The following is a 16,213-nucleotide window of genomic DNA, read 5'->3' as shown; positions in this document are numbered from 1 at the left end:
GAGGAGCCGTCATGCCCCTGTTCAAGAAGCGGACCGCAGGCAAGCCGGGCGAGTGGTACTACTGCCTGGAGCACAAGAAGGTCGAAGAGGGCCCCGACTGCCCGGGCAAGGACCGCTTCGGCCCCTACGCAACCCGCGGGGAGGCCGAGCACGCGATGGAGACAGCCCGCGAGCGCAACCTCGAATGGGAGAACGACCCCAAGTGGCACGACGCCCCCAAGGGCGGAGCGCCGGACGGCGGCTGATCAGCCGTCCAGCGCCGACGAGGGCGCGGCGGCGCGTTGCGCGCGCAGCCGCACCGCGTGCTCGTTCGTCCGCTCTACAGCCCGGACACCACGAGCGGCACCAGCTCCACGGCCCCGATCGCGCCGACCGCGGCGGCCGACCCGGTCAGCTCCTTCACCTGCACCGGCAGCGCCACAAACGTGAGGAAGGTCCCGAACCCGGAGATCGTCCCCGAGACCCACAGCCGCCGGAAATCCCGGGAGGCCCGCCAGGGGGCGAGATCGGGGAGCAGCGCACGCAGACCGGAGGGCGGGGGAGCGGGAGCGGCCGGGGTGTCGTCGTCGGTCACGAGGGGCCATGCTCGGCCGTCTCGGGAGAGAGCGGCAACTGCCTTTCCCCTACGACGCCACCGGTTGCCCCTGCCATCGGCCGCCCCTGCCGCCGGGCCGCCCCTGCCGCCGGGCCGACCTTGCCGCCGGGCCGGGCCCTTGGGTCACCCCCGCCCGTCCCCGCCCCTGCGGGTCGGGGTGGTCACCAGGCGGGTGGGGGTGGGGCTGTCAGGCGTTCGGCGAGGTGGGAGAGACGGTCCCGGAACCGCCGGCGTCCCCGGGTCGGGGGCAGCGTCTCGCCGGCCGCCGCGCTCACCAGGTGCTGCACTGTGTCCAGGTCCAGCGCGGAGCCGTCCGGGACGGCCAGCGTCTCGTGCGCCAGGGCCGTCAGCTCCGCCTCGCCGACGCCGACGCCCTTGCCGACACCGAGCGCCAGGATCGTGACGCCGGCCCGCCGGGCGTCCGACACCCGCTCCAACAGCGGCGCGTCCCCCGCCGGCGTCGCCACCAGCAGCGTCTCGCCGCGCCGCGCCGCCTCGATCCGGCCCAGGCCGACCGCCAGGTGCGCCGGGTCCGTCGGGCGAGGGTGATGCCGCACCAGCGTCGGCGCCAGTTCCCGAGTGCCCGACCACGCGGCCTCGTCGACCAGATGCGCCGCCAGATGCCAGGGCTCGTACCGCGCCGAGCCGACCAACAGCAGCCCGCCCCCGTGCGACACCACCGACCCCCGCAGCACCGCCGCGAACCGCCGGGTGGCCCCCAGCCACTCGGTCCCGGCGAGCACCTCACGCAGCAACGCGACCCGTACGGCGTCCATGCCGCCGCATGCTGTCGCAGTCCGGCCGCCGCCGCCCGGCGATCGCCCCCCATTCACCCGACGTGGGGAAGACCGCCGCACGCCCCCACGTAAAGTCGGCCCATGACCTCTACCGACAGTGCACGAAACGCCTCCGCGGGCGCGCCGGCGAAGGCGCCCGCGAAGGACCCGTGGGACCTCCCAGACGTCTCCGGACTGGTCGTCGGCGTGCTCGGCGGCACCGGGCCGCAGGGCAAGGGCCTCGCCTACCGGCTCGCCAAGGCCGGCCAGAAGGTGATCATCGGCTCGCGTGCCGCCGACCGCGCCCTGGCCGCCGCCGAGGAACTCGGCCACGGCGTCGAGGGCGCCGACAACGCCGAGACCGCGCGCCGCAGCGACATCGTGATCGTCGCCGTCCCGTGGGACGGCCACGGCAAGACCCTGGACTCCCTGCGCGAGGAACTGGCCGGCAAGCTCGTCGTCGACTGCGTCAACCCGCTCGGCTTCGACAAGAAGGGCGCCTACGCGCTCAAGCCGGAGGAGGGCAGCGCCGCCGAGCAGGCCGCCGCCCTGCTGCCCGACTCCCGGGTCGCCGCCGCCTTCCACCACCTGTCGGCCGTCCTGCTCCAGGACCCGGAGATCGACGAGATCGACACCGACGTGATGGTCCTCGGCGAGGAGCGGGCCGACGTGGAGATCGTGCAGGCGCTGGCCGGCCGCATCCCCGGCATGCGCGGCGTCTTCGCCGGCCGGCTGCGCAATGCCCACCAGGTGGAGTCCCTGGTCGCCAACCTGATCTCGGTCAACCGCCGCTACAAGGCCCACGCCGGGCTGCGCGTCACGGACGTCTGAGCGCATGGGGGACACTGGTCGGAGCCCGTCCAGCCGTGTCCCCCGAGCCGCGCCCCCGAGCCGTGTCCCTTCGACAGGAGAACCGCACCATGTCCCCCCTTCCCCCGTCCCGAACGGCCCGGCGACTCGCCCTCTACAGCCTCGTCGTCTGTGTGCTCGCGGTGGCCGCGGCGGTCGTCTCCTTCGTCCAGGGCAGCTTCCTGGGCATCGTCTGGGTGCTGCTCGCGGGCCTGTCGTCCAACATGACCTGGTATTACATGAAGCGCGACAAGGTCCGCCGGCCGGCTGGCGCCGACGTCACGGGCTGACCGCGCAGTAGTCGTTCGTGCCCTGCCAGAAGCGGTACAGCGACTGACCGCAGTATGTGTCGAAGTCGCTGATCCCGAGGGCGCGCAGCACCGCGTCGATCATGTCGAAGAACACGCCGTTCACCGCCGGCACCCACAGCAGCGCGAACACGAACAGCAGCCCGAACGGCGCGAACGGCTCCACCTGCCGCTTCACGTTGTACGACAGCCAGGGCTCGATCACCCCGTAGCCGTCCAGCCCCGGCACCGGCAGGAAGTTCAGGATCGCCGCCGTGACCTGGAGCAGGGCGAGGAAACCGAGCGCGTACCGGAAGTCGGCCGGCACCCCGTCCAGCGCGTCCAGCCAGAAGGGCGCCGTGCACACCACCGCGAACAGCACGTTGGTCAGCGGACCCGCCGCCGAGATCAGGCTGTGCCGCCACCGCCCGCGGATCCGCCCGCGCTCGATGAAGACGGCGCCGCCCGGCAGACCGATCCCGCCCATGATCACGAAGATGACCGGCAGCACGATGCTGAGCAGGGCGTGCGTGTACTTCAGCGGGTTGAGCGTCAGGTACCCCTTCGCGCCGACCGAGATGTCCCCGCTGTGCAGAGCGGTACGGGCGTGCGCGTACTCGTGCAGACACAGCGACACGATCCACGCCGCCGTCACGAACAGGAACACCGCCAGGCCCGGCAGCTCGGCGAACCCGGTCCAGGTGGCCCAGCCCGTGACCGCGGTGACGGCCAGGATCCCCAGGAAGACGGGACTGACCCGCCGCTCGCTGCGGCGGGAGGTGGCGGTGGTCATGGAGCCCCCTGGATCGGTTCGCGCGTCCGGCACGCGCGGGTGGAACTGCCCGACCGTACCCGGACGTGGCGTACAGGAGAAACGTCCCGTCCACGCCTTCGGTTCCGGTGCGGCCGCCCTGCCGCGCGGCGGCCGCTCGCGCCACCCCGACGGAACCCCGTGACCGACCACGATCCCACCGGAGAGAATGAACCCCGTGCGCTATCGCATCCTCGGCACCACCCAGGCACTCCGTCCGGACGGAAGTTCCGTCGCCGTCGGCGGAGCGCGGCTGCGCGCGCTGCTCACCGTGCTGGCCCTGCGGGCCGGCCGCAGCTTTCCCGCGGGGCTGCTGGTGGAGGAGGTGTGGGCGGGTGACCCGCCCGCCGACGCGCCGGGCGCGCTGCAGGCGCTGGTCGGCCGGCTGCGCCGGGCCCTCGGGGCGCACGCGATCGACTCCGCCGAGGGCGGCTACCGGCTGGCCGCCGCCCCTGACGACGTCGACCTGCACCGTTTCGAGCGGCTGACCGCCGACGGCGTCCGCGCCCTCGCCGACGGCGACCCGGCCAAGGCGGCCGTCCTCCTGGACGACGCGCTCGCCCTCTGGCAGGGTCCAGCCCTCGCCGACCTGCCCGACCGGACCGCCGAGGCCGCCCGCTGGGAGGCCCGCCGGCTCGACGCGCTGCGCGCCCGCCACACCGCCGCGCTCGCCCAGGGCCAGGCCGGGCAGTCGGTGCCCGAACTCACCGTCCTGTGCGACGCGCACCCCCTGGACGAGCCCCTCCAGGCCCTGCGCCTGCGCGCCCTGCGCGACGCGGGCCGCACCGCCCAGGCGCTGGTCGCCTACGACGAGGTGCGCCGACTGCTGGCCGACCGGCTCGGCGCCGACCCCGGCCCCGAACTCCGCGCACTCCACGCGGAGTTGCTCGACCCCGGTCCGCGGTCCCCGCACGCGGAGTCACTCACCCCGCGGATCCCGCACGCGAAGTCGCCTGCCCCTGAGCCGCGGTCCTCGCGCGCAGAGTCACTCACCCCGCAGTCGCCGGGTCCGGCCGCCGCCGGGTCCGTCGTCCCGCCCGCGCGGCCCGGCAATCTTCGGGCCCGGCTCACCTCCTTCGTCGGCCGGGAGGACGACATCGCGGCCATCCGGGAGGACCTGGCCGGCGCGCGGCTCGTCACCCTGCTCGGGCCCGGGGGTGCCGGCAAGACACGGTTGTCGCAGGAGGCCGCCGAAACCGTACGGGACATCGCGAGCGACGGCGTGTGGCTGGCCGAACTCGCGCCCGTCGCCGACCCGGACGCCGTGCCGCAGGCCGTCCTCACCGCCGTGGGAGCCCGCGAGACCGTGCTGTACGGCGCCGGCGCCGAGGAACTGCGGGCCGCCGCCGAACGCCATGGCGACCCCGTGGAGCGCCTGGTCGAGCACTGCGCCCGGCGCCGCATGCTGATCGTGCTCGACAACTGCGAGCACGTGGTGGAGGCGGCCGCCAGGCTCGTCGAGGAACTGCTGGCGCGCTGCCCGCGGGTGACGGTGCTGGCCACCAGCCGTGAGCCGCTCGGCGTGCCCGGCGAGAGGCTGCGGCCGCTGGATCCGCTGCCCGAGCCGGTCGCCCTGCGGCTGCTCGCCGACCGGGGCGCGGCCGCCCGGCCGGGCTTTCGCACCGAGGACGACCCCGAGGCCTGCGCCGAGATCTGCCGGCGTCTGGACGGTCTGCCCCTCGCCCTCGAGCTGGCCGCCGCCCGGTTGCGCATGCTGACGCCACGCCAGGTCGCCGACCGGCTCGACGACCGCTTCCGCCTCCTCACCTCCGGCAGCCGCACGGTGCTGCCGCGTCAGCAGACCCTGCGGGCCGTCGTCGACTGGTCCTGGGACCTGCTCGACGAGGACGAACGCGACGTCCTGGCCCGGCTGTCGGTCTTCGCGCGCGGCTGCGACCTCGCCGCCGTGGAGGCCGTGTGCGGCGCCACTCCCGGTGGCGACGGAGCCACAGCCGTGGGCGGCGAGGCGGGCGGTGCCGAGGAGGACGGCGGCCGCGGCGACGTGCGGGACGCCCGCGCGGGCCGGCCGTCCCGCGCCCCGCACGCCCCCCGCGACCCCCACGCGCTCCGCACGCCCCGTGACCCCCTCGACACCCTCGCCTCGCTGGTCGACAAGTCCCTCGTCGTCGCCGCCCCGACGCCGGGCGGGGACATGCGCTACCGGCTGCTCGAGACGGTCGCCGAGTACGCGGCCGAGCGGCTGGACGAGTCGGGCGGACGGGCCGCCGCCGAGCGCGCGCATCTGACGTACTACCGCGAACTCGCCCGCGCCAACGAGCCGTTGCTGCGCGGCCCCGGTCAGCGCGAGGCCGCCGAACGCATCCAGCTGGAGTACGAGAACCTGCGCACCGCGCTGCGCCGCGCGGTCGACGCCCGCGACGAGCAGGAGGCGCTCAGCCTGACGCTGTCCCTCGTCTGGTACTGGCAGATGCGGGACCTGCGCCTCGAGGCCGGAGTCTGGTGCGCCGAGGTCATGGCCCTTGGTCCCGACCCCTTCGCCGAGCCCCTGCGCCGGGCCGCCCCGGTGTGGAAGCCCTGCACCGACTCCCCGCCGCCGCTCACCGGCGAGACCCTCCTGGAGGCCCGGCGCGGCGTCCATCTGGCCCATCTCGCCTGCATGGAGAACCAGTTGGATCTCTGGCAGACCCCGGCGGCACAGCGCAAACTGGCCCTGATCGCGCAGGCCTACGAGCCCGGTCTCCCGCAGACCTGCCGCGCGCCCGGCCTGCTCTGGTTCTTCGCCGTGGTGCTGACCGGTGACACGGGCCGCATGCGCACCATCGTCGACGCCAACGTGGACACCTGCCGCCGGACGCCCGGTTACGAGTGGGAGCTCGCGTCCTGCCTGCAGATGCGCGCCAACATTCTCGCCAACCGGGCCGACTGGGCCGGCAACGCCTTCCGCGACGCGGACGAGGCCCTGGAGATCTTCCGCCGTCTCGGCGACGTGTGGGGCGCCGCGGAAGCCCTGTCCGCGCGCGCGGAGGCCCATGAGCGGCTGGGCGACTACCGCCGCGCCGCCGACGACTACGTGGGCGCCAGGACGCACGCCGAACAGCTCGGCGCCCGCGCCCAGTCGGCGGTCCTCGGCGCCAGGCTGGGCAGCGTGCTGCTGGAGGCGGGCGACGAGGAGCAGGGTGAGCGCCTGCTGCGCGAGGTGATCGACGGGCCGGCGCACGGCGGCAACGAGGCAGTTCCCGCGGCCCACCTCTTCCTGGCCGGCTGGCTCGGCTCGGTCGGGCGCATCACCGAGGGGCGCGAACAACTCCGGCGGCTCCGCGAATGCTTCACCTTCGGGCACTTCGCGGTCTTCGACGCGTTCATCCTGGGCGCGGAGGCCTGGCTGGAGGTGGTCGACGGGCAGTACGAGCAGGCGCTGCCCGTGATCAGGTCCGCCCTCGGCCGGGCGACCGATCCGGTGTCCCAGGCCGTCGCCCCGCACCTGCGCTCCTTCTACCTGTGCATCGCCGCGACCGCCCTCAGCGGCCTGGACGGCGGCGCGGAACCCGGCGCGGACGCAGGCGCGGACGCCGGCGCCCGCTGCCTCGGGGCCGCCGCCGCCCTGCTGCCGCCGCGCCACGTCCCGCCGCGCCTGGAGCGCGAGGCCCGTGAACTCGCCCTGAGCCGCACCCGCGCCGTGCTCGGCGACGAACGTTTCGAGCGGGCGTACGCCGAGGGCGGCGGCCTCTCCTACGAGGAGGCCACCGCCCTGGTGTGACGAGTCCGGGCCACCCCGGGCCGCCCGCGGCTCAGGTCTTGGTGCGGAACTTGTGGATCGCGACCGGCGCCATCACCGCGGTGAGCCCCGCCGACCAGGCGAGCGTCACCCACAGGCCGTGCGCGACCGGACCGCCCACCATGAGCCCGCGCGCCGCGTCGGCGAGCGCGGACAGCGGGTTGTAGGCGGTGAAGTTCTGCAGCCAGCCCGGCATCGACCGGGTCGGCGCGAAGATCGACGAGCCGAACTGCAGCGGCATCAGCACCAGGAAGCCCATCGCCTGCACGGACTGCGCGTTCTTCATGATCACGCCGAGCGTGAGGAACACCCACATCAGGGCCGAGCCGAACACCGTGGCCAGCCCGACGGCGGCGAAGAGACCGGGCCAGTGGGTGATGTCGAAGCCCACCAGGACGGCCACCACCATGAGGATCGCGCACGCGACCAGCATGCGCATCAGCTCCACGACGATCTTGGCGAAGAGCACCGAGCCCCGCCCGATGGGCAGCGACCGGAAGCGGTCCATGACACCGGAGTTGAAGTCCGTGTTGAAGCCGGTGCCCACGCCCTGCGCCATGTTCATCCCCATCATGGCCAGCAGCCCGGGAATGACGTACTGCACGTACGCCTCCTGACCGCCGCCCAGCGACTGCCCGATGGAGCCGCCGAAGACGTACACGAAGAGCAGCGTGAAGATCACCGGGAAGAGGACGGCGTCGAACATCGACTCCGGGTCCTGCCGGATCCACAGCAGGTTGCGGCGGATGAGCGCGCCGGTGTGCCGCAGGTGGCTGCGCAGCGGGATGCGCTTGTCGGCGGCCGTGCTGAAGTCGATCGTGGCCGCGCTCATACGGCGACCTCCTCGCGGGTCTCGGTGGGCGTGGCGTCGATGAGGGAGGAGCCGGCGCGGTGGCCGGTGAGGGAGAGGAACACCTCGTCCAGGCTGGGCAGTTCGGTGGTGAGGGAGGCGAGGGTGATGCCGCGGGCGCTGACCGCGCCGATGACGGCGGTCAGCTGTTCGTCGCTCAGCACCGGCACCAGGACCGAACCGCGTTCGGCGTCCACGACGGTGGCGGCGAGGCCGGTGATGCCGAGCTCGTCGAGCCGGCTCGCCAGCGGTCGCAGCTGGAGCGGGTCGGCGGGCCGGATCCGCAGGGTGCGGCCGCCGACCCGGGCCTTCAGCTCGTCGATGCCGCCGCCCGCGATGACCTTGCCCCGGTCGACGACGGTCAGCTCGGAGGCGAGCTGCTCGGCTTCCTCCATGTACTGGGTGGTCAGCAGGACGGTCACGCCGTCCCCGACCATGGACTTGACCTCGGTCCACACCTCGTTGCGGGTGCGGGGGTCCAGCCCCGTGGTGGGCTCGTCGAGGAACAGCACGCTCGGCCGTCCGATCATCGACGCGGCGAGGTCGAGCCGCCGCCGCATGCCGCCGGAGTAGGTGGCCACGGGCCGCCTGGCGGCCTCGGTGAGGGAGAAGCGCTCCAGCAGCTCGTCGGCGCGGGCCCGGGCGTCCTTGCGGGGCAGGTCGAGCAGCCGGCCGATGAGGTACAGGTTCTCCCACCCGGGGAGCTTCTCGTCGACGGAGGCGTACTGACCGGTGAGGCCGATCACCCGGCGCAGCTGCCGGGGCTGGGCCGCGACGTCGTAGCCGGCGACGGTCGCCCGGCCGCGGTCGGCGGCCAGCAGGGTGGACAGGATACGGACGAGGGTGGTCTTCCCGGCGCCGTTCGGCCCGAGGACCCCCATCACGGTGCCCTCGCGCACGTCCAGGTCGACGCCGTCCAGCGCCTTGGTCGCGCCGTAGTGCTTGACCAGCCCCCGGACGGTCACGGCGCTGCCCGCGTCGCTGGGGTTGTTGTCGATTCGCGTCATGCCAGAACCATGTCAACGGTCGCCGACAGACCCCCGACACGGCGCCGACAGCGTCCCACCGGCTCCGGCAGACCACCGACGGAACTCCGACAGACGTCCGACAGACCTCCGACGGGAAGTGAGACGGGAACTCCGACGGTCCGCCGACACCGGGCCGGCGCACGGCCGGCACCGCCCAACCCACAGCGCGCGCCCACTGCCCCGGCCGCCGTGCGCCGACGGCCAGCCTCGCCCTGCCGACCCGGCCAGCGGATCGGACCTGCGGACCCGGCCAGCGGATCGGACCTGCGGACCCGGCCAGCGGATCGGACCTGCGGACCCGGCCAGCGGATCGGACCTGCGGACCCGGCCAGCGGATCGGACCTGCGGACCCGGCCAGCGGACCGGACCTGCGGACCCGGCCAGCGGATCGGACCTGCGGACCCGGCCAGCGGACCGGACCTGCGGACCCGGCCAGCGGACCGGACCTGCGGACCCGGCCAGCGGACCCGGCCGCGCGGACGGGTCCGTGGGACTGCCACCCCGATCAGGCCGGCACCCGCCCTGTCGGAGCCCGCCCGCCCTGCCGACGCGGCCGGCTCAGTGGACGCTGTGCTCGTCCTGCGGGAACGTTCCGCCGACGACGTCCTCGGCGAACGCCTTCGCCGCGCCGCCCATGACCTCACGCAGGTTCGCGTACTGCTTGACGAACTTCGGCACCCGGCCCCCGGTCAGCCCGAGCATGTCGGTCCACACCAGCACCTGGGCGTCCGTCTCCGGGCCGGCGCCGATGCCCACGGTCGGGATGTGCAGCACTCGTGTGACCTCGGACGCCAGCTCCGCAGGGACCAGTTCCAGCACCACCGCGAACGCGCCCGCGTCCTGCACGGCCTTGGCGTCCCGCAGCAGCTGCTGGGCCGCCTCCTCGCCGCGCCCCTGCACGCGGTAACCCATCGCGTTCACGGACTGCGGGGTCAGGCCGATGTGCGCCATGACCGGGATGCCGGACTCGACGAGGAGCTCGATCTGGCGGTGCGAGCGCTCGCCGCCCTCCAGCTTCACGGCCCCGACCCCGGCCTCCTTCACCAGGCGCGTCGCCGAGCGCAGCGCCTGCACCGGACCCTCCTGGTAGGAGCCGAAGGGCAGGTCGCCGACGATCAGCGCGCGGGAGGTGCCCCGCACGACCGCCGCGGACAGCATGGTCATCTCGTCGAGGGTGACGGGAACGGTCGTCTCGTACCCGAGGTGGCAGTTGCCCGCCGAGTCGCCGACGAGCATCACCGGGATCCCGGCCTCGTCGAAGACGGACGCGGTCATCGCGTCGTACGCGGTCAGCATGGGCCACTTCTCGCCGCGCTCCTTGGCGAGGGCGATGTCGCGCACGGTGATACGGCGGGTGCCCTTGCCCCCGTACAGCGCGTTGCTGCCGTCGGTGGGCTTCTGCGGGGCATTCCGGGCAGCCGAGAGCTGCGTCATGGCAACGGCTCCTAACGTCATCTCGAGGCGCCCTCACGGCGTCCCCGGACCACTGCCCATGGTGGCACTTCGCCCGGGCGAGAGCCAGAGCGCCCCCTGTGGGTAAAGCCTCAGTAAGAAACACGCTCCATCTTTCCGATACGAGACGGTTCCGTATCGGAAACGCCTATGCTCGTCGCCATGACTACTCCTGCCGTCCCCGCCGCTCCGCGGATACCGGAAGCGGTGCACCGGCGTCGTTGGGCGATTCTCGGCGTCCTGATGCTGAGCCTGCTGATCGTGGTGCTCGACAACTCGATCCTGAACGTCGCGATCAAGACGATCTCGACGCCCGCCCCGACCGGCCTCGGCGCCACCCAGAGCGAGCTGGAGTGGGCGATCAACGCCTACACGCTCGTCTTCGCGGGACTGCTGTTCTCCGCGGGACTCCTCGGCGACCGCGTCGGCCGCAAGAAGGTCCTGCTCGGCGGGCTCGCCGTGTTCGGCATCGGCTCCGCGCTCGCGGCCGAGTCGGGCACGCCCGCCCAGCTCATCGCCTTCCGCGCGCTGATGGCCCTCGGCGCCGCCTTCGTGATGCCCGCCACCCTCGCCGTCCTGATGAACGTCTTCGAGCGCGACGAGCAGCCCAAGGCGATCGGCATCTGGGCGGGCGGCGTCGGGCTCGCCATCGCGATCGGGCCGATCACCGGCGGTCTGCTCCTCGCGCACTTCTGGTGGGGCTCGGTGTTCCTCATCAACGTGCCCATCGTGCTGCTCGCGTTCGGGCTGATGCTGTGGCTGGTGCCCGAGTCCCGCGACCCGAACCCCGGCCGCCTCGACCCCGTCGGCGTCGCCCTGTCGGTCGTCGGCCTCGTCCTGCTCGTCTACGGCATCATCAAGGGCGGCGAACTGGCCGACTTCACCGACCCGACCGTGCTCGTGACCATAGGGTCCGGACTGGCGGTCCTCGCCGCGTTCGTGGTGTTCGAGAAGCGCAGCGACCATCCCTCCGTCGACGTCGGGTACTTCCGGAACAAGGTGTTCTCGGCCGCGATCTCCGTCATCGCGCTCGTCTTCTTCGCGCTGATGGGCGTGACGTTCTTCTCGGTCTTCTACACCCAGAGCGTGCGCGGCTACACGCCGCTGCAGACCGGCCTGCTGCTGCTGCCGCTGGCCGCCGCCCAGCTGATCTTCGCGCCGCGCGCCCGGCTCGTCGTGGACCGCATAGGGGTCAGGGCCACGACCACGGCGGCCATGCTCCTGCTCACCGCGACACTGGCGGCGTTCGCCCTGCTGGAGGCGGACACCCCGATCTGGGTGCTGGAGGTCGTCTTCTTCTGCATGGGCGCCGGAATGGCCCACATCATGACCCCGACCAGCGTGGTCATCATGCAGGCCCTGCCCCGCGAGAAGGCCGGCTCGGCCTCCGCGCTGAGCAACACCTTCCGCCAGGTCGGCGGCGCGCTCGGCATCGCCGTCCTCGGCTCGGTGCTGTCGGCGTCGTACCGCGACGGGATCGAAGGCAGCCTGGGCGCGGTGCCGGAGGGGCTGCGCCACACGGCGGGCGAGTCGATCGAGGCCACGCTGGGGGTCGCCGCGCGCCTCGGCGACCGGGGCAGGGAGCTGGTCGGCCCCGCCGACGACGCCTTCCTGCACGCCATGCACGTCACCGCCCTGTGCGGGGCCTCAGTGGCGCTCGTGGGCGCGGCCGTCGTCGCCGCGTTCCTGCCGGGCCGCCCGAAGGGCGCGCCCGCCGAAGCCGAGGAGGAGGAGCCGGCCCGCACCACGTCGTAGTGGCCCGCGGGCGGGCGGGTGCGGCGGACGGTCGCCGCCCCCCGCCCGCCCCGTGGGCGACAATCTCCCCCAGTGCGACGAAAGGAAAAGTGGACGTGAGCCCCGCCGACAGCACAGCCGTCGAGCAGCCCGTCCGGGGGCGGCCCCGGAACGAGGCCCTGGAACGGACCATCATCGAGGTCACGATGAAGCTGCTGGAGGACGGCGTCTCGCTCGCCGAGATGTCCATCGAGCGCATCGCGCGCACCGCCGGCGTCGGCAAGGCCACCATCTACCGGCGCTGGAGCGGCAAGGAGGCGCTGTTCATGGACGTGCTGCGGACCGCCGAGCCCGACGACCCCGAACTCCCCGGCACCTCCATGCGCGACGACCTGGTGGTGCTGCTGGAGGCCCTGCGCCGGCGCGGACTCGCCAGCCGCTCCTCGGCGATCCTGCACAACGTCCACGCCCAGATGAAGAGCAGCCCGCAGATCTGGACGGAGTACCACAACACGGTGATAGCACCCCGGCGCAGGCAGGGCGTCGAAGTCCTGCGCCGGGGGCAGGAGAACGGCGAACTCCGCACCGACCTCGACCTCGAACTCGTCAACGACATGTTCGTCGGCCCCATGCTCGTGCGTGCCGTCCTGCATCCCGACGTCGATCTGCCCGAGGACCTCGCGGAGCGCATCGTCGACTCGCTGCTGGCCGGCCTACGCCCCGTCAGCTCTCCTGGCGGGTAACCCCGATGTGAGCGTTCCGTCACAGACCGGGCCGCGCCCGCCATCGCCGGAACCCGTGCCGCCGCGCCCTTCGTCCTCCTTCCCGTACGGCCGTCACATGGCGGCGAGATCCAAGCCGAACATCCCCTAGGGTCGTACCCGGGGACGGACGGTGCACGGCAGGCAGTGAGGCGACGGTATGGCGCAGCAGGCGTACATGACGGAGACGGACGGCAACGGAGACTCGGGACACGAGCCTCGGGGAGTCCGGCTCCGGCGCCTGATCGGACGTCTGCTCGGCCGGCTGACCACGGGATGGCGCGGAGACCCGCGCATCTGGCGACGCGGTCTGGTCGTCGCGGGCCTGGCGCTGGCGCTCTCCCTGGTGATGCTGGTGCACTCGCACATCCCCAACCGGTTCGGCAACCTCGGCAGCCTCACGGAGACGTTCCTGCCCTGGATCGGCGTGTTCGTGCCGGTGCTGTTGGTGCTCGCGGTGGTGCGCAGGTCGGCGACCGCGCTGATCGCCGTCCTCCTGTCGGTCGTGGTGTGGACGAACCTGTTCGGCGGGCTGCTCGTCGACCGGACCGGCGGCGGCGGGGATCTCACCGTGGCCACGCACAACGTCAACGCCGACAACCCCGACCCGGCCGGCACCGCCCGGGACGTGGTCGCCTCCGGTGCGGACGTGATCGCCCTGGAGGAGCTGACCGCCTCGGCCGTCCCGGTGTACGAGAAGACGCTGGCGGCGACCTACCCGTACCACTCGGTGCAGGGCACGGTCGGGCTGTGGAGCAAGTACCCGCTGAGCGGTGTGCGGGCCGTGGACATCAAACTGGGCTGGACGCGCGCCATGCGGGCCACCGTCGCCACGCGGGAGGGCGAGGTCGCCGTCTATGTGGCCCATCTGCCCTCGGTGCGGGTCAAGTTGCAGGCCGGGTTCACCGCCCGGCAGCGCGACAAGAGCGCGGACGCGCTGGGCGAGGCGATCGCCGACGAGCGGCTGACCCGGGTGATCCTGCTCGGCGACCTCAACGGCACCATGAACGACCGTTCGCTGAACGCCGTGACCTCCCAGATGCGCTCCACGCAGGGCGCGGCGGGCAGCGGCTTCGGGTTCAGCTGGCCGGCGTCGTTCCCGATGGCGCGGATCGACCAGATCATGGTGAGGGACGTGGAGCCGGTCACCTCGTGGACGCTGCCGCAGACGGGCAGTGACCATCTGCCGGTGGCGGCGCGTGTGAAGGTCACCACACCGTAACCGGGGCGTCGCCCGCCGGAATACCGGGCCGGGGAGGCTTTGTTCCGTAGTTGAACATACGAAACGTATGATGAACGGAACCGTTCTCCTTCGAAAGGCAAGTCCTGCATGCCTCTGGCCCTGCTAGCCCTGGCCGTAGGTGCTTTCGGCATCGGCACCACCGAGTTCGTGATGATGGGCCTGCTGCCCGACGTCGCGGGCGACCTGCACATCTCCATTCCGGCGGCCGGCCACCTCGTCTCCGCGTACGCGCTCGGAGTCGTCATCGGCGCGCCGCTGCTCGCCGCGGCGACCGCGCGGATGTCCCGCCGCACGGTCCTGATCTCCCTGATGGTCCTGTTCGTCGCGGGCAACGCGCTCTCCGCGCTGGCCCCGGACAACGGCTGGCTGCTGGCCGCCCGCTTCCTCAGCGGTCTGCCGCACGGCGCCTTCTTCGGCGTCGGCGCGGTGGTGGCCACCACCCTGGTCGCGCCGGAGCGAAAGGCCCGCTCGGTGTCGCTGATGTTCCTCGGCCTGACCGTCGCCAACATCGCGGGCGTCCCCGCCGCCACCCTCGTGGGCCAGCACCTCGGCTGGCGGGCGGCCTTCCTCGGCGTCAGCGTGATCGGCCTGGCGGCGATCGCCGCCCTGGCCCTGCTGATCCCGCACGACCGCGCCCACGCGCCCGCCGTCGGCCTGCGCCGCGAACTGTCCGCGCTGCGCTCACTGCCGGTGTGGCTGGCGCTCGGCACCACGGTGGCCGGCTTCGGCGCCCTCTTCTCCGCCTACAGCTACATCACGCCCATGCTGACGGACTCCGCCGGGTACGCCGGCTCCAGCGTGACGCTGCTGCTGGCGCTGTTCGGCGTCGGCGCCACCATCGGCAACCTGCTGGGCGGCCGCCTCGCCGACCACGCGATGCGGACCACGCTGTTCGCCGGACTCGCCTCGCTGGCCGTCGTCCTGGCTCTGTTCCCGCTCCTGATGACGACGGCCTGGGGCGGCGCGCTGGCCGTGGTCCTGCTGGGCGTCGCCGCGTTCGTGGCGGGCTCCCCGCTCAACCTGATGGTCATGGAGCGGGCGAGCACGGGCCCGTCGCTGGCCTCCTCCGCCAACCAGGCCGCGTTCAACATGGCCAACGCGGGCGGCGCCTGGATCGGCGGCCTGACCCTCGCAGCCGGCTACGGCGTGACCTCCCCGGCGATCGCGGGGGCGGCCCTGGCGGTGCTGGGGCTGGGGGTGGCGTCGGTGGCCTACGCGGTGGACCGCCGCCGAGCGACCACGCCCCCGACCGCCCGCGACCGGATCGTCGCCACCCACGTCCCGCAGCGGGCGGAGGCGGCAGCGCACCACTGACGCCGGCGCCGACGGCGCGCGCAGGCGCGGCGTCGACGACGCACGCGAACCCCCGGCCCGCACGACGGTCGGACCGAGGGTCCGGCGGATGCCGCCCTCGCCCCTCGCAGGGCCCGGCAGCGGCAGCACGATCGCATGGCCCCGGCGGCTTCAGCCGCTATGTCACACACGCCATAGAGCGCCAGCGGGAGCAGGATCGCTTGGGGGAACTCGTCGACTGGCTGGAGGCCGAATACGGCCCCGTCACCGAGGAGGAGCTGGCCCTGGCGGAAGCCGAGCGCCGGGAGATCGAGCGCAAGCACGCCGAGCTCGCCCGCGCCGGAGGGGCCGCCGCCGAGGACGTGCCTGAGCGGCCCCGGGAGGCAGCGTGACGGGCGAGGTGGTCTACCTGCTCGACAGCGAGGGCCTCTCCCGGATGGTCCGAGGAGAGGCCGACATGAAGAGGCGTCTCAAGGTGGCCAAAGCGTCCGGAACCCGCGTCATGACCACGTCGATGACGCTCATCGAGGCATACGAGCCGAAGCGCCGCCTCCCGGCCTGGCAATGGGCGCTCTCCCTGATCCGTGTCGAGCCGGTGACCGAGGAGATCGCCCAGGAGGCGACCGGCCTTCTCGAGGAGGCGGGCCTGCACGGCCACAAGTACGCCATCGACGCGGCCCTCGCTGCCGTCGCACTGCGGCAGCCGGGCCTGGTCACCGTGTTCACGTCCGACGAGGACGACATGCGCAAGCTGTGCGCCGACCGCGTGGTCGTCGTGAAGCTCTGAGCCGAGCACAG

The 16,213-nt window shown here is 73.1% G+C and carries 14 protein-coding genes and 2 pseudogenes; 10 read left to right on the top strand and 6 right to left on the bottom strand.

Annotated elements, in window-relative coordinates; translation table 11 throughout:
* The first annotated feature begins 11 nt into the window (after nt 1-11).
* A complete protein-coding gene (locus QA802_RS12865) occupies nt 12-245 on the top strand; it encodes a hypothetical protein (protein WP_306952897.1) in 234 nt (77 codons plus the stop codon).
* 77 nt (nt 246-322) lie between these two features.
* Here QA802_RS12865 and QA802_RS12860 read toward each other — a convergent pair.
* Together QA802_RS12860 and QA802_RS12855 are read right to left on the bottom strand one after the other, a co-directional pair.
* Nucleotides 323-574, bottom strand: a pseudogene (locus QA802_RS12860) (MFS transporter); the annotation flags it as partial.
* Nucleotides 575-756: 182 nt separating this feature from the next.
* Nucleotides 757-1,371 (bottom strand): hypothetical protein, encoded by a 615-nt coding sequence (locus tag QA802_RS12855; protein WP_334521467.1) that lies wholly within the window; start codon nt 1,369-1,371, stop codon nt 757-759.
* A gap of 102 nt (nt 1,372-1,473) precedes the next feature.
* Between QA802_RS12855 and npdG the strand changes: the two genes are divergently transcribed.
* Together npdG and QA802_RS12845 are read left to right on the top strand one after the other, a co-directional pair.
* Nucleotides 1,474-2,202 carry an NADPH-dependent F420 reductase gene (npdG, locus tag QA802_RS12850; protein WP_334521464.1) on the top strand — a complete coding sequence of 243 codons (729 nt, stop codon included), beginning with the start codon at nt 1,474-1,476 and terminating at the stop codon, nt 2,200-2,202.
* An 89-nt stretch (nt 2,203-2,291) separates the two neighbouring features.
* Nucleotides 2,292-2,510 (top strand): hypothetical protein, encoded by a 219-nt coding sequence (locus tag QA802_RS12845; protein WP_319170972.1) that lies wholly within the window; start codon nt 2,292-2,294, stop codon nt 2,508-2,510.
* Here the strand turns inward: QA802_RS12845 and QA802_RS12840 are convergent.
* Nucleotides 2,500-3,300, bottom strand: a complete 801-nt coding sequence (locus tag QA802_RS12840; protein WP_334521459.1) for a site-2 protease family protein — start codon at nt 3,298-3,300, stop codon at nt 2,500-2,502. The two genes, QA802_RS12845 and QA802_RS12840, sit on opposite strands and share 11 nt — an antisense overlap.
* A gap of 187 nt (nt 3,301-3,487) precedes the next feature.
* Between QA802_RS12840 and QA802_RS12835 the strand changes: the two genes are divergently transcribed.
* Nucleotides 3,488-7,036 (top strand): AfsR/SARP family transcriptional regulator, encoded by a 3,549-nt coding sequence (locus QA802_RS12835; protein WP_334521456.1) that lies wholly within the window; start codon nt 3,488-3,490, stop codon nt 7,034-7,036.
* Between the two features lie 31 nt (nt 7,037-7,067).
* On the opposite strand, the gene QA802_RS12830 is transcribed toward QA802_RS12835, so the two are convergent.
* The 3 genes from QA802_RS12830 to panB form a co-directional block, all read right to left on the bottom strand.
* Entirely contained in the window at nt 7,068-7,886 is an 819-nt protein-coding gene (locus tag QA802_RS12830) for an ABC transporter permease (RefSeq protein WP_334521453.1), read from the bottom strand.
* Nucleotides 7,883-8,911 carry an ATP-binding cassette domain-containing protein gene (locus QA802_RS12825; protein ID WP_334521450.1) on the bottom strand — a complete coding sequence of 343 codons (1,029 nt, stop codon included), beginning with the start codon at nt 8,909-8,911 and terminating at the stop codon, nt 7,883-7,885. The genes QA802_RS12830 and QA802_RS12825 overlap by 4 nt, the downstream gene beginning before the upstream one ends.
* A gap of 579 nt (nt 8,912-9,490) precedes the next feature.
* Entirely contained in the window at nt 9,491-10,366 is an 876-nt protein-coding gene (gene panB / locus QA802_RS12820; RefSeq protein WP_334521447.1) for a 3-methyl-2-oxobutanoate hydroxymethyltransferase, read from the bottom strand.
* A 180-nt stretch (nt 10,367-10,546) separates the two neighbouring features.
* On the opposite strand from panB, the gene QA802_RS12815 reads away from it, so the two are divergent.
* From QA802_RS12815 to QA802_RS12790, 6 genes and pseudogenes are all read left to right on the top strand, one after another.
* A complete protein-coding gene (locus tag QA802_RS12815) occupies nt 10,547-12,139 on the top strand; it encodes an MFS transporter (protein ID WP_334521445.1) in 1,593 nt (530 codons plus the stop codon).
* A gap of 95 nt (nt 12,140-12,234) precedes the next feature.
* Entirely contained in the window at nt 12,235-12,861 is a 627-nt protein-coding gene (locus QA802_RS12810; protein ID WP_334521442.1) for a TetR/AcrR family transcriptional regulator, read from the top strand.
* Between the two features lie 178 nt (nt 12,862-13,039).
* Nucleotides 13,040-14,101, top strand: coding sequence for an endonuclease/exonuclease/phosphatase family protein (locus QA802_RS12805; RefSeq protein WP_334521439.1), 1,062 nt, complete (start codon nt 13,040-13,042; stop codon nt 14,099-14,101).
* A 108-nt stretch (nt 14,102-14,209) separates the two neighbouring features.
* Entirely contained in the window at nt 14,210-15,436 is a 1,227-nt protein-coding gene (locus QA802_RS12800; RefSeq protein ID WP_334521436.1) for an MFS transporter, read from the top strand.
* Nucleotides 15,437-15,573: 137 nt separating this feature from the next.
* Nucleotides 15,574-15,807: pseudogene (locus tag QA802_RS12795) on the top strand (hypothetical protein); the annotation flags it as partial.
* Entirely contained in the window at nt 15,804-16,202 is a 399-nt protein-coding gene (locus QA802_RS12790) for a PIN domain-containing protein (RefSeq protein WP_334521433.1), read from the top strand. The pseudogene QA802_RS12795 and the gene QA802_RS12790, both read left to right, overlap by 4 nt.
* Nucleotides 16,203-16,213 lie beyond the last annotated feature (11 nt).

It is taken from the genome of Streptomyces sp. B21-105 (assembly GCF_036898465.1).
Classification (GTDB): domain Bacteria; phylum Actinomycetota; class Actinomycetes; order Streptomycetales; family Streptomycetaceae; genus Streptomyces.
Note: the sequence above shows the minus strand (reverse complement) of the source record. Positions and strands in the feature narration are given on the sequence as shown.

Coding starts and splice junctions, on each gene's coding strand:
- QA802_RS12845 (WP_319170972.1), top strand. CDS start 2,292: ATGTCCCCCCTTCCCCCGTCCCGAACGGCCCGGCGACTCGCCCTCTAC.
- QA802_RS12825 (WP_334521450.1), bottom strand. CDS start 8,911: ATGACGCGAATCGACAACAACCCCAGCGACGCGGGCAGCGCCGTGACC.
- QA802_RS12805 (WP_334521439.1), top strand. CDS start 13,040: ATGGCGCAGCAGGCGTACATGACGGAGACGGACGGCAACGGAGACTCG.
- QA802_RS12835 (WP_334521456.1), top strand. CDS start 3,488: ATGAACCCCGTGCGCTATCGCATCCTCGGCACCACCCAGGCACTCCGT.
- QA802_RS12865 (WP_306952897.1), top strand. CDS start 12: ATGCCCCTGTTCAAGAAGCGGACCGCAGGCAAGCCGGGCGAGTGGTAC.
- QA802_RS12830 (WP_334521453.1), bottom strand. CDS start 7,886: ATGAGCGCGGCCACGATCGACTTCAGCACGGCCGCCGACAAGCGCATC.
- npdG (WP_334521464.1), top strand. CDS start 1,474: ATGACCTCTACCGACAGTGCACGAAACGCCTCCGCGGGCGCGCCGGCG.
- panB (WP_334521447.1), bottom strand. CDS start 10,366: ATGACGCAGCTCTCGGCTGCCCGGAATGCCCCGCAGAAGCCCACCGAC.
- QA802_RS12855 (WP_334521467.1), bottom strand. CDS start 1,371: ATGGACGCCGTACGGGTCGCGTTGCTGCGTGAGGTGCTCGCCGGGACC.
- QA802_RS12800 (WP_334521436.1), top strand. CDS start 14,210: ATGCCTCTGGCCCTGCTAGCCCTGGCCGTAGGTGCTTTCGGCATCGGC.
- QA802_RS12815 (WP_334521445.1), top strand. CDS start 10,547: ATGACTACTCCTGCCGTCCCCGCCGCTCCGCGGATACCGGAAGCGGTG.
- QA802_RS12840 (WP_334521459.1), bottom strand. CDS start 3,300: ATGACCACCGCCACCTCCCGCCGCAGCGAGCGGCGGGTCAGTCCCGTC.